Source organism: Vibrio sp. McD22-P3, from assembly GCF_021568915.1.
GTDB classification, from domain to species: domain Bacteria; phylum Pseudomonadota; class Gammaproteobacteria; order Enterobacterales; family Vibrionaceae; genus Vibrio; species Vibrio mediterranei.
In genome coordinates this window covers 1-12,437 of sequence record NZ_JAKGTN010000031.1, presented here as the reverse complement: position 1 = coordinate 12,437, position 12,437 = coordinate 1, and the positions used below count along the sequence as shown (strand labels likewise).

The 12,437-nt window shown below is 45.0% G+C and carries 11 protein-coding genes and 1 pseudogene; 9 read left to right on the top strand and 3 right to left on the bottom strand.

Features of this window, described 5'->3' with window-relative positions:
- Nucleotides 1-50: 50 nt before the first annotated feature.
- Nucleotides 51-839, bottom strand: coding sequence for a TerC family protein (locus L2W36_RS24985; protein WP_236111864.1), 789 nt, complete (start codon nt 837-839; stop codon nt 51-53).
- A gap of 305 nt (nt 840-1,144) precedes the next feature.
- On the opposite strand from L2W36_RS24985, the gene L2W36_RS24980 reads away from it, so the two are divergent.
- From L2W36_RS24980 to L2W36_RS24955, 6 genes are all read left to right on the top strand, one after another.
- Entirely contained in the window at nt 1,145-1,882 is a 738-nt protein-coding gene (locus tag L2W36_RS24980; RefSeq protein WP_006070634.1) for a GntR family transcriptional regulator, read from the top strand.
- 379 nt (nt 1,883-2,261) lie between these two features.
- Nucleotides 2,262-3,650: a xanthine dehydrogenase small subunit gene (gene xdhA, locus L2W36_RS24975; protein WP_236111883.1), complete on the top strand. Its 1,389-nt coding sequence runs from the start codon at nt 2,262-2,264 to the stop codon at nt 3,648-3,650.
- Nucleotides 3,643-6,033: a xanthine dehydrogenase molybdopterin binding subunit gene (gene xdhB / locus L2W36_RS24970; RefSeq protein ID WP_006070632.1), complete on the top strand. Its 2,391-nt coding sequence runs from the start codon at nt 3,643-3,645 to the stop codon at nt 6,031-6,033. The genes xdhA and xdhB overlap by 8 nt, the downstream gene beginning before the upstream one ends.
- Before the next feature lie 14 nt (nt 6,034-6,047).
- On the top strand, nt 6,048-6,872 hold the full coding sequence (xdhC, locus tag L2W36_RS24965) for a xanthine dehydrogenase accessory protein XdhC (protein ID WP_236111863.1): 825 nt from the start codon (nt 6,048-6,050) through the stop codon (nt 6,870-6,872).
- Nucleotides 6,873-6,937: 65 nt separating this feature from the next.
- Nucleotides 6,938-8,272, top strand: a complete 1,335-nt coding sequence (guaD, locus tag L2W36_RS24960; RefSeq protein ID WP_006070630.1) for a guanine deaminase — start codon at nt 6,938-6,940, stop codon at nt 8,270-8,272.
- 197 nt (nt 8,273-8,469) lie between these two features.
- On the top strand, nt 8,470-8,832 hold the full coding sequence (locus L2W36_RS24955) for a YgiW/YdeI family stress tolerance OB fold protein (RefSeq protein WP_006070629.1): 363 nt from the start codon (nt 8,470-8,472) through the stop codon (nt 8,830-8,832).
- A gap of 41 nt (nt 8,833-8,873) precedes the next feature.
- Here the strand turns inward: L2W36_RS24955 and L2W36_RS24950 are convergent, their stop codons facing one another.
- A complete protein-coding gene (locus tag L2W36_RS24950; RefSeq protein ID WP_236111862.1) occupies nt 8,874-9,341 on the bottom strand; it encodes a DMT family transporter in 468 nt (155 codons plus the stop codon).
- Nucleotides 9,342-9,442: 101 nt separating this feature from the next.
- Between L2W36_RS24950 and L2W36_RS24945 the strand changes: the two genes are divergently transcribed.
- The 3 genes from L2W36_RS24945 to L2W36_RS24935 all read left to right on the top strand — a co-directional run bounded on the left by L2W36_RS24945 (nt 9,443) and on the right by L2W36_RS24935 (nt 11,345).
- Nucleotides 9,443-10,378, top strand: coding sequence for a 2-dehydropantoate 2-reductase (locus L2W36_RS24945; RefSeq protein WP_236111861.1), 936 nt, complete (start codon nt 9,443-9,445; stop codon nt 10,376-10,378).
- Nucleotides 10,379-10,380: 2 nt separating this feature from the next.
- Nucleotides 10,381-10,932, top strand: a complete 552-nt coding sequence (locus tag L2W36_RS24940) for a DUF2301 domain-containing membrane protein (RefSeq protein ID WP_171388624.1) — start codon at nt 10,381-10,383, stop codon at nt 10,930-10,932.
- Between the two features lie 71 nt (nt 10,933-11,003).
- Complete coding sequence (locus tag L2W36_RS24935; RefSeq protein ID WP_038228404.1) at nt 11,004-11,345, top strand: hypothetical protein; 342 nt, start codon at nt 11,004-11,006, stop codon at nt 11,343-11,345.
- A gap of 1,000 nt (nt 11,346-12,345) precedes the next feature.
- On the opposite strand, the pseudogene L2W36_RS24930 reads toward L2W36_RS24935, so the two are convergent.
- A pseudogene (locus L2W36_RS24930) lies at nt 12,346-12,437 on the bottom strand (DUF1456 family protein); the annotation flags it as partial.

The following is a 12,437-nucleotide window of genomic DNA, read 5'->3' as shown; positions in this document are numbered from 1 at the left end:
TTTGAATAGTCTTAGCACACTGATACCAGTCTTTAAATACAGGACCCTGACTAGGCTATCGTCCCCACTCTAAACGGACGAATTTTCCGGATAGTTATTGGATTTTGACCACCTTGCACAGACAACCTTTTAGCTTGAGTGCGTTTTAATTGAATGTGACAAAGTTCCAATATCAAACCAAACGCCATCGCAAAGTATACGTAACCTTTGTTGATATGAATTGCGAAGCCTTCTGCCATCAACAAGCCACCTAACAACACCAAGAACAATAACGCTAGGGTTTTGAAGCCCGGGTACTGGGTGACAAGGTTATTGATTTTCTCTGCCGTCAACACCATGACCACCGCCGACGCTAATATCGCAGCAACCATGATTGGCACTTCACTTGTTAAACCAACCGCCGTAATGACAGAGTCCATAGAAAAGACCGCATCCACCGCGACAATCTGCAATAACACCACTGCCAAGCCTGCACTTACTCGTGTCGAATGCATACTTTCATCGTGAGTCAGCCAGCTCCAAAGCTCTTTCAGACTCTTGGCTAACAAAAACGCACCACCCAAGATCATAATGACATCTCGTCCGGTGAAGGCGAATTTAGCGATTTCGAATAACGGTTGCGTCAATGACATGACCCAAGTGATCGAAAAAACTAACACAATACGCGCCATAACCGCCAAGCCAATACCCAGGTTTCGAGCCAGTTTACGTTGATGTAGTGGAAGGCGCTCACAAAGTACGGAGATAAACACGACGTTATCAACACCGAGTACGATTTCTAAGGCAAATAGTGTGGCAAAAATAGCCCATGCTTCAGGCTGAAGGAAAAGTTCTAACATGATTGCGGCTCCAGGAAAGTGGAACCAATGGAATTGTAAAGTCGACTATAGGGGTCGTCCATTTAGGGTTAATACCTCTGTTACTTAGGGATCGCAAGTAAATCACCAAACCCTCTAACGAGCAATATGTCAGAATGTAACCAAACATGTCGTTGATTCATAAATTGATACATGCAACCCCAAACAGTGAATACGCGCCAATATTGCTTAGTTCGTCACAATTCCATCTTTGTATAGCCACTTGTATACAAACTGAAGTATTATTGTTTTATTAGGGACATAAATCATGAGAGTGCTGTAATCAGATGGGAAGCCTGAAAAACTCTGTAAGTAAAAGCGTAAAGACCAAAGTCGCTGGTCAGACGCAAGATGACGTCGTTTATTGTCATATTTTTGATGCCATATTAGAACAACGCCTTCCTCCCGCAACCAAACTAAATGAAGAAGCTTTAGCGGAAATTTTTGGAGTTAGTCGCACCATTATTCGTCGTGCACTGCTTCGATTATCGCTTGAAAAAGTCGTCGATATTCGACCGAATCGTGGCGCTATTGTTTCCGCGCCTTCGGTTGAAGAAGCACAACAGATTTTCAAAGCTAGAGAAGTGCTTGAGCTCGCCATTACTGAACTCGCGGTTGTAAGCGCAACCAAGGCGCAAATTGCTGAGTGCCGTAAATTAGTCGAAGAGGAAAACGCCGCCTTTGCCAAAGACGATTACGGCAGTGGCCTGCGTTTATCTGGTGAGTTTCATATCAAGCTCGCCGAAATGGCAGACAACGCACCTTTGCTAGCCTTTCAACGCAGTATTGTCTCGCAGTCGTCACTGCTTATTGCTATGTACGAAACGGGCAACCACTCCAACTGTTCTCAAGACGAACACACCATGTTGCTTGATGCCATTGAGAACGGCGATGAAGAAGTCGCACTTGAGCTTATGAAAGAACACTTAGAACACATTCGTTCTAAATTGAATCTCGATGGAAACAACGCCTCCAACGATCTTCATGTGGTGTTTTCAGACGTGCTTAAGAACAAAGCGAGCTAAGTTGGATAACACGTTATAAGCCAACCAAATACGGTTGGCTTTTTTGATCCTGCTTGTTCCCTCGAAATTTCCGCAACTTATCGTTTTAAACAACGAAATAATCATGACTGATTTTTTGTAACACAGAATCGACGTCTTATCCCACATTTTATTAAATAAAATCATATACATACAACACCTACTTCATTCTAAAATCGATTAAAAGCCTTAGTTTTGTTGCTATTTTGTAAAATTTTAGTTGACCTCTTGGTCAAATTATCCAATTATTGACCCAAAGGTCAGAAAATTATAAAAACGAACTATCACGGAACAAGGAGGTCTCTTGATTACTTTTCTACTCAATCAAGAAATCAAGCAGGAAGTAAATGTCTCCCCCAACATGACAGTGCTGAACTATCTACGCACTCATGTAAAGAAAACTGGAACAAAGGAAGGTTGTGGTTCTGGTGACTGTGGGGCATGCACTGTCGTATTAGGTGAGCTCGTCGACGGGCAGCTGAAGTACCGCAGCGTCAACTCGTGTCTAACGTTTATTTCTGCTCTACACGGAAAACAGCTCATTACGGTGGAAGACTTACAAGAAAAAGGTCAATCACTCCACCCGGTACAAGAGGCAATAGTCGAGTTTCACGGCTCACAATGTGGTTATTGTACACCGGGTTTTATCATGTCGATGTTTGCATTGACCAAAAATAAACCTAACGCAAGCAAGCCCGATGTTATGGAATCTCTTGCGGGTAACCTATGCCGTTGTACGGGTTATCGTCCTATCGTCGACTCGGCTTTATCACTTTGCTCAGAAGAACGTATTGTTGACCAATTCTCTGAATTAGAGCGTGCAACCATTCAGAAGCTTGAGAGTATTCAAAATGAAGATGCAAGCTTACGCCTTGGTCATCTCACTGCTTTTTCACCAAAAACTACTGACGAACTGGCCAAGCTTTACAAAGCACATCCCCAAGCCAAATTGGTTGCTGGCGGCACCGATTTAGCGCTGGAAGTAACTCAATTCCATCGTGAAATCGAAACGTTAATCAGTGTAAATCTGGTTGAAGAAATGAAAGTGTGTAAAGAGACGGACCAAACGTTAGAAATTGGTGCCAATCTGCCTATTTCCGATGCGTACCAACTGCTGACTAAGCACTACCCTGATTTCGGAGAACTTCTACATCGCTTCGCCTCACTGCAAGTGCGTAACCAAGGCACGATTGGCGGCAACATTGCCAATGCTTCCCCTATCGGTGACACCCCGCCGCTACTGATAGCGCTTGATGCTAGCATTCAGCTTCGTTGTGGTGATGAAACGCGTGTGATTCCGGTGGAAGAATATTTCATTAGCTACAAAGTGACAGCGCAGCAAGAGAGTGAATTCATCGAAAAGATCATCATTCCAAAACCAAGTAACGACAGCTTCCGAGCGTATAAATTGTCAAAACGTTTAGATGATGACATTTCAGCAGTATGCGGCGCTTTCGCCATTACTGTGGAAGATAACGTCGTGACAGACGCACGAGTCGCTTTCGGCGGCATGGCAGCAACACCGAAGCGCGCCACACTTTGCGAACAAGCGCTTATCGGTCAAGCATGGAATGAAGAGACCATTGCCACCGCGATGGAAGCGGTGAAAAACGATTTCGAGCCGCTTTCCGATTTCCGAGCAAGCCAAGAGTACCGCACTATTTCAGCTGCCAATATGCTTAAGCGCTATTACATTGAAACCAATAACACCAGTAATCTGATCGAAACGAGGGTAACGTCTTATGTCTAACGTGAATCATCAGCAACTGACTCACGAAGAGATGGTTGCCATTGTCAAACAAGATTTGAAAACCGGCGTGGGTAAGAGCGTTAAGCACGACAGTGCACCTAAACAGGTAACTGGTGAAGCGGTCTACATTGACGATCGTCTTGAGTTTCCAAATCAGCTGCATGTGTATGCTCTTTTAAGCACACAAGCGCACGCGAAAATCACCAAATTGGACGTATCGCCTTGTTATGAATTCGATGGCGTTGCCATCGCAATTACGTCCAAAGATGTGCCCGGTCAATTAGATATCGGCGCGATTCTACCTGGTGACCCTCTGTTAGCCGATGGCGTTGTGGAGTATTACGGCCAGCCTGTTATCGCTGTAGCTGCAAACGACCTAGAAACGGCCCGTAAAGCCGCTCATGCCGCCATCGTCGAATATGAAGCACTACCTGCTATCCTTGATGTCAAAGAAGCCCTTGCCAAAGAGCACTTTGTTACTGAAAGCCACCAGCAAAAGCGTGGCGACTCTCAAAAAGCACTCGCAAAGGCCAAACACATTATTGAAGGCGAGCTTGAGATCGGCGGGCAAGAGCACTTCTATCTAGAAACCCAAGTCAGTAGTGTTATGCCAACCGAAGATGGTGGCATGATTGTCTATACCTCGACCCAAAACCCGACTGAGGTTCAGAAGCTTGTCTCGGAAGTGCTCGGCGTTGCCATGCACAAAGTAGTTATTGACATGCGCCGCATGGGTGGTGGCTTTGGTGGTAAAGAGACTCAAGCGGCTGGACCTGCTTGTATGGCAGCGGTTATCGCACACCTAACAGGTCGTCCAACCAAAATGCGCTTGCTGCGTAATGAAGATATGACCATGACGGGTAAACGTCACCCGTTCTACAACCAATACAAGATCGGTTTCAACGATGATGGTGTGATTGAGGGAGCTGAAATCATTGTCGCTGGTAACTGCGGTTACTCCCCTGACCTATCAAGCTCTATTGTCGACCGCGCCATGTTCCACTCGGACAACGCCTACTATTTAGGCGATGCAACCGTAACAGGCCATCGTTGTAAAACCAACACGGCATCTAATACTGCATACCGTGGGTTTGGTGGTCCACAAGGCATGATGACTATCGAACACATCATGGACGAGATCGCTCGTTACCTGAAAAAAGATCCGCTCGAAGTGCGCAAAGCCAACTACTACGGTGAAGAAGGTCGTGATGTTACCCACTACTATCAAACTGTAGAAGATAACTTCTTGCCGGAAATTACTGAGCAACTCGAACAAAGCAGTGATTACCACGCGCGACGTAAAGAAATTGCCGAGTTCAACCGCAACAGCCCGATTTTGAAAAAAGGCTTATCCATTACTCCAGTGAAATTCGGGATCTCGTTTACCGCGACTTTCCTAAACCAAGCTGGAGCACTGATTCACATATACACCGATGGCAGTATTCATTTGAATCACGGTGGCACTGAAATGGGCCAAGGCTTGAATATCAAGGTGGCTCAAATCGTAGCAGAGGAGTTTCAAGTAGATGTTGACCGTATCCAAATCACTGCAACTAACACCGACAAGGTGCCGAACACCTCGCCCACTGCGGCCTCATCGGGCGCCGACCTCAACGGTAAAGCCGCGCAAAACGCTGCAATAACCATCAAACAGCGCCTCATAGAATTTGCATCGTCACACTTTAAAGTCACGCCAGAGGAAGTGATTTTTAAGAATGGTATGGTACAGATTCGTGAAGAAATTATGACGTTTGCGGACTTTGCTCAGCTGGCATGGATGAACCAAATTTCATTGTCGAGCACCGGCTTTTACCGCACGCCAAAAATCTATTATGACCATGAGAAAGCGCGCGGTCGCCCTTTCTACTACTTCGCTTACGGAGCATCGTGCTCAGAAGTAATCATTGATACGCTGACAGGTGAGTACAAAATCCTGCGCGTCGACATTTTGCACGATGTTGGCGCATCACTTAACCCTGCGATCGATATTGGTCAGGTTGAAGGCGGATTTGTACAGGGTGTGGGTTGGCTAACAACCGAAGAGCTGGTTTGGAATGAACAGGGCCGCCTAATGACTAACGGACCTGCAAGTTACAAGATCCCAGCGATTGCGGATATGCCTATCGACTTTAGAACCCACCTTCTGGAGAACCGCAGCAACCCAGAGGATACGGTGTTCAATTCAAAAGCCGTTGGTGAACCACCATTTATGCTAGGTATGTCAGTGTGGAGTGCGCTCAAAGATGCGATCTCGTATGTCGCCGTGGACGGTGCAATTCCAAAACTCGACACACCAGCAACACCTGAACGTGTATTAATGGCGGTACAAGCCGTCACACAAGGGCAGAAAAATACAACCACTACAACAACGGAAGCAAACTAATAAGAGAGGTCACTATGTTTAAGGACAATTGGATTCATGAACTCGCGAAGCTTGAAGAAAACCACGAGCCTTGTGTCATGGTGACCGTTTTGGAAGACCGAGGCTCTGTGCCGCGTGACGCGGGCACGAAGATGCTGGTAACACGAGACAAGATTATCGCCACTATCGGCGGTGGTCATCTCGAACATGTAGCATCAAAAATGGCACGAGAGATGCTTATTTCAGGAGAGGGCGCACTAAAAGTAGAGCGTTTTAATCTTGGAGCCCGCCTCGGTCAATGCTGTGGCGGAATGGCGACGTTAAGCTTCGAACCTATTGGAACAGCGCAGAAACACTTGGTGTTATTCGGCGCTGGTCATGTCGCAAAAGCACTACTGCACATAGTGTCGACATTACCATTTAGAGTGACCTGGATTGATGAACGAGAGGCAGAGTTCCCAGAAGTACTCCCAGATGGCGTGAAGAAATTGGTGTCAGATGACCCTGTTGGTGAAGTCAAACACATGCCACCGAATAGCTACTATTTGGTCATGACTCATAATCATCAACTCGACTTCGACCTGTCAAAAGCCATCATTGATCGTAATGACAGTGCGTACTTTGGAATGATCGGTTCATTGACCAAACGTAAGAAGTTCGACTTTAGGTTATCTCAGCGCGGCTATACACAAGAGCAGATCAACACCATGACCTGCCCTATCGGTATAGGCGCAATTACCGGCAAACACCCTGCAGAAATCGCTGTATCTGTCGCAGGGGAACTGATCTCACTCTATCAAGGCAATCCAGTAGAGCAAAAACGTCCGGATCCGTCGCAAGCACTGCATGAAGTAAGTTAAATGCTTACTTAAAGGACTCAGAATTTGAAGGCCAATTTGTGAGGAGTTGGCTAAAAGGAAGTACCATGACATCACAGCGTAAGGCCTACAGAGCCAGTATTTTACACAGCATTGCTGACCCGAAAGACGTCGGGTTAGAGAACTCGTATGAGTTTTTTGAAGACGGCATGATTGTCGTTGAACACGGTCATATCATCGATATTGGCTCAGCTACAGACGTACTAGCAAGACACCCAAAGCCGCTAAAAGTCACCACCTATAAAGACAAGCTGATTACGTCAGGTTTTATTGATACTCATATCCACTATCCACAAACAGGCATGATTGCCTCTTACGGCGAACAGCTATTGGATTGGTTGGAAAACTATACCTTCCCAGAAGAAAGACGATTCAAAAACCCGGTTTACGCACACAAAGTCGCGAAACTATTTTTGGATGAACTGGCGAGTAACGGAACCACTACAGCCTTAGTGTTCGGTACTGTACACAAAGAATCGGTCGATGTTTTCTTTGAAGAGGCAGAGAAACGTAAGCTTCGTATGATAGCAGGTAAAGTGCTCATGGACCGCAATGCACCAGACTATCTAACCGACACGCCAGAATCAGGATACCAAGCGTCTAAAGAGCTAATCGAAAAGTGGCATAATCGCGGCCGTTTACTCTATGCCGTCACGCCGAGATTTGCGCCAACCAGCACGCCAGAGCAACTTGCAACCGTAGGCAAGCTGCTTGAAGAATACCCAGACGTTTACATGCATACGCATTTATCGGAAAACAAGAAAGAGATTGAGTGGGTACTTGACCTCTTTCCAGAACGTGAAAGCTATCTTGATGTCTACGATCATTACGGACTGCTTCACAAGCGTTCGGTGTTCGCTCATGGCATTCACTTATCTGATTGCGAATGTCAAAGGTTGGCGGATACAGAATCTGCTATCGCTTTCTGCCCTACTTCCAACTTGTTCCTTGGTTCAGGCCTATTTAAGTTGAATAAGCTTGAAGAACATGGCGTGCGTGTTGGTATGGGCACCGATGTGGGTGCAGGAACCAGCTTTTCGATTCTACAAACAATGAGTGAAGCGTACAAAATCATGCAGCTCCAACAAGAAAAGCTGCACCCATTGAAATCGCTCTACTTAGCAACACTGGGCGGCGCTAAGTCTCTTCATTTGGAAGACAAGATTGGTAACTTAGCCGTTGGCAAAGAAGCCGATTTCGTGGTGTTAGATCTTCACGCAACTCAATTGATGCGCTTTAGAATGAAGCAAGCCACTACTCTAGAAGAGAAACTGTTTGTATTGATGAGCCTTGGTGACGATAGAACAGTCTGCGAGACGTATATCTTTGGCGACAAAGCTTATGACGTTCAAGGCGAGCGTGATAAGCGCTTAGTCAGTTAACAAAACATAGCAATAAATCGAAGGCCCTTAATGGGCCTTTTGTTTTATCTAGATAAACAATTTCAAGAAATAATTTAAAAAAAAGCGCATTTTTTTGTTAGATGAACGAATTCTGAATATTAACTTCAAATCTCGTTAAGATTGACTCAGGCATAGTAGCACCATCAAATGAACACAACGCCTACTTTGAGGTTTTTATGAAAAAAGTAATCATCACTACAGCACTTATCCTTACTTCTGGTTTTGCAGCTGCGAAATCTATGCCTGAGCAAGGTGGTTTTAACGGCCCTATCAAAGGCGCACAAACAACAGTCGCTCAAGCGCTAAGTGCCAATGATGACGCTCCGGTTCAAATAACAGGTAACATCACGCACTCTTTGGGTGACGAGAAATACCAATTTACAGACGGCGCGAACACCATTGTGATTGAAATCGATCGTGAAGATTGGCGCGGTGTGGACGTTACTCCAAATGACCGTGTAACAATTACTGGTAGCGTAGACAAAGACACGTTGGAAGATGCAACAGTCGACGTTAAACGCGTTGTCATCGCGGGTTAATAGCCAACAATACTCATCCCATTTTCAAAAGCGGCTGTCATTCAGCCGCTTTTGTTTGGCTGATAGGTTACCAACATCACACCCAATATGATCAATAACGCTCCGCCAATTCGTTGTGGCGTCATTTCAATTGTCGGATATCCCAATAACCCATACTGATCATAGAAAATCGACGCGATAACCTGACCACAGACGATAGAAATCGCCAACGCCAACGCACCAAGTTGCGGTGCTAAATAGATCGACATAGCGATATTAAAAGCCCCTAAAAGCCCACCTACCCATGCCCACCAAGGTAGCGATGATATAGAGCCTTGAGGAAACCAAGGTTTGCCTTCAATCACGACCAGCATGCCTAGCACAGCTGTTCCAACCACAAACGAAACAAAGGCCGCTTGTAACGATGAACTCATACCAATTTTCAATTGCGCGTTGACGCCAGCTTGAGACACTAAACCAACCCCAACAACAACGCTGAGTATCACCAGTACGACACTTGTTACGTTCACATCAGTCTCCCGTCAAAACACTCTCTTACAAGCGTAGCACTTCATTCATAATAAAATTCATGTACATTAGTACGATAACAACATTGATTTAGGGATATGACATGAGCAAAAAGGTATTCGCAGTTATTGGCACAGGCGCTATTGGAGGTTATTACGGAGCAAGACTCCATCACGGCGGCGATGATGTGCACTTTCTCTTCAACAGCGATTATCAACATGTCATCAAAAACGGCTTAAAAGTCGACTCCCATTATGGCGATTATTCAATTTCAGCTGAAAGCTTAAATGCTTATAATGCAACGCGTGATATGCCCAAAGCCGATGTCGTTCTTGTCGCGCTAAAAACCACCCAAAACCACCTTCTCGAAGCACTGCTTCGCCCTTTATTAAAACCCAATACACTTGTTATGTTGCTTCAAAATGGCATTGGTGCGGAGCGAGAGGTAGCTGAACAATTTAACCTTCCTTTTGTCGGAGGCGGATTGTGCTTTATTTGCTCAAATAAAGTGGCACCTGGACATATTGACCATATTGATTACGGCCGTATCACTATCGGCACTTATGGCGATGCCGGCATTGAAGCACTCGAAGACTTTGCCAATCACCTGACTCAAAGCGGCGTAGAAGTCGATGTCGATCAACGTATCATAGACGCAAGATGGAAGAAGCTGTTGTGGAATGTCCCTTTCAATGGACTGTCGACCGTACTCAACACCGATACTGCTGAAATGATGAGCTGCGAGGAGCTGGTTAATCTCTCAAAAGAAATCATGATTGAAGTTCAACATGCCGCAAAAACCACGGACACTGACATTTCAGACACCTTGATTGATACCATGCTATCAAACACCGCTAAGATGAAGCCTTACCTCACTAGCATGTTACTCGACAGGCGCAACCATCGAGAACTTGAGATTCAATACATGTATAAAAACGCGATTGATTTAGCGAAAGATCAAGGTGTCGCTATGCCAAAAACTCAGATGCTTTATGAACAGCTATGTTTTATAAATAACCAGATAAAAAGCGTGAAATAATCATGGCAAATCCTGAATTTAAAGAAGACTTAGATGCACTGGATAAGCTCAGTGTCTGCCTTTATCGGTTGGGTATATCACTATTTTCCATCGGCTGTTTGCTGGCAGCCGCATTAAGCTACGAAGGTATCACACTCGCCAGTGTCACATCTCCATTTGATCAATGGATATTCTGGATGCTGCTTACATCCACGGTTTTATCCGCCGCCAACATCCACGTTTACGACAAAACGGTAAGAACGGTGATAATGTGGAGTGGCTGGTTAGCACTCCTATTTGTGGTCACAGACCTCCCAACGTGGGTATCCCTTGGCTTTTGCTTTGTGGTGTTTTCCGGCATTGCACTCAAAGAATCATTCTGCTTCAAAGTACCCGGGCTCAAACTGATACCTGTTCTTCTCGTTATTGCAGTACTTTGCACTGCCCTGAACAAACTACCAGTTTTAGTTGCGCTCTACATCGCTGTCGGCGGAATTATGGGTTTCTTATCATTTAAGAAATGGCAAATGCCGCTTCACTTCGATATTGGCATTAAAGCGAATTATCAGATTTAGTAATTAAATCTCTGCTACACCCTCCCCTGATTAGTGATAATATCTCCGCATCAGAATTATCGAGATACACTATGTTTATCCATCACGTTAATGGCATCGACTGGCTGGTGATTACAGCCTTTGAAGAACTAAAAACCATGTTTATAGAAGATGCCGGAGCGATCCCCTCTTGCTTCTCTAACACCAGCGAATTAAGCCTGATTGACCAAGCCAAACGTACTCATGGATATTTGCCTTCACTCGACGGCGAAATCACCGATACCGGCACATTTCAACGTCAAAATAACGAAGAAGATTTGAACCCACAGCTTGCCTGCCTAGTTGAAGGACGTGGTCGGGTGTTTATCTATCACGGCGGCTTTGTGGCTTTTGTGGATGATGAGCAAACCTTTATTACCCAGATGATGGGCTAGACTCTATTCGGTAAGTTAACATCCGCGAAATGACATCACTAATAATATAATGAACTTCAATAGCATACCTATTTTAGCCAAGCGTTAGTTATCAAATATACACTCTGTTTTTTTTTTTGATGATTCCACCCCAGGAACTTAAAAGCGAACCTAAGTGGTTAGCGTTCTTTTTGAGGGGTAAACAAAAAGCTCTAGAAAGGCAAAAATACTTAGAATATTACAGATCATCTATGACACTAATAACAAAAATGTACAATTTTTCGTCATTCCGCATTTGATGCGGAAACTACTCACGCACACACTAAAAGTCGAAAAGTACGCTGCCAGTGATTGCTGGAATGGTAAGTAAATGGACAAAAATAGTCTACGTCTGTTCGTATTCTCCGTGCCCCAACTGGCCGTCATCCTCACGAAAGTGAGGATCTCCTACCGCGTGTAGGCAACTGAAAACCTTCGACTAAGTCACGTAAATCAGCTTCGCGACGCGCTGAATGAGATCCCCTTTTTCAAGGGGATGACTGTAATTCTTGGGGATGCTGTGAACACGACAAGGGGCAAAAATAAGCTAGCTTCGTCAGCCAGTTTGTGGAGTGGACCATATGATTCAGTGGGCGTTGTCAGTAGATCCCTGCCTTCGCAGGAATGACAGGACCTGAGTTTGGGCATTTTTCCGGTTAGTAGCTCAACTCTTAAAGGGGCAAATTCGTGTTACTAATGGCGTCAGTCGTGACCCTGATCGAATGACCAGAATAGAGGCACCTAACTGGCTTAAGGTTTTAGCTTGGGTTTATCTTAGTTGGGTTATAGGGGCGGTGTATGTCTTGATTCTAAAAGCTGACCAGATTTCAGCGTGGTATGATAGGTATCTACTGAAGAAAGACAAAGAGTAGACGTGATTGTGAAGCTCTAGTATCGGTCCTTAACATGATAAAAGCGAGTAGCCAAAATGAAATGGTTCTCGCTTTTTGAATCAATTACCACGTTCGATTCGAGATAAAAATTACCCAGTAAACTCTTCAGAATCGGGACGATTGGTAAACTGCACACCATTTAAGAAGTCGCACAGCAGTTGGTCTTCACACTGTTTGTAGT

Excerpts from the sequence above, each read along its gene's own strand:
- xdhB (WP_006070632.1), top strand. The coding sequence starts at position 3,643 with ATGTCTAACGTGAATCATCAGCAACTGACTCACGAAGAGATGGTTGCC.
- L2W36_RS24940 (WP_171388624.1), top strand. The coding sequence starts at position 10,381 with ATGGCAAATCCTGAATTTAAAGAAGACTTAGATGCACTGGATAAGCTC.
- xdhA (WP_236111883.1), top strand. The coding sequence starts at position 2,262 with ATGACAGTGCTGAACTATCTACGCACTCATGTAAAGAAAACTGGAACA.
- L2W36_RS24945 (WP_236111861.1), top strand. The coding sequence starts at position 9,443 with ATGAGCAAAAAGGTATTCGCAGTTATTGGCACAGGCGCTATTGGAGGT.
- L2W36_RS24980 (WP_006070634.1), top strand. The coding sequence starts at position 1,145 with ATGGGAAGCCTGAAAAACTCTGTAAGTAAAAGCGTAAAGACCAAAGTC.
- L2W36_RS24935 (WP_038228404.1), top strand. The coding sequence starts at position 11,004 with ATGTTTATCCATCACGTTAATGGCATCGACTGGCTGGTGATTACAGCC.
- guaD (WP_006070630.1), top strand. The coding sequence starts at position 6,938 with ATGACATCACAGCGTAAGGCCTACAGAGCCAGTATTTTACACAGCATT.
- L2W36_RS24985 (WP_236111864.1), bottom strand. The coding sequence starts at position 839 with ATGTTAGAACTTTTCCTTCAGCCTGAAGCATGGGCTATTTTTGCCACA.
- L2W36_RS24955 (WP_006070629.1), top strand. The coding sequence starts at position 8,470 with ATGAAAAAAGTAATCATCACTACAGCACTTATCCTTACTTCTGGTTTT.
- xdhC (WP_236111863.1), top strand. The coding sequence starts at position 6,048 with ATGTTTAAGGACAATTGGATTCATGAACTCGCGAAGCTTGAAGAAAAC.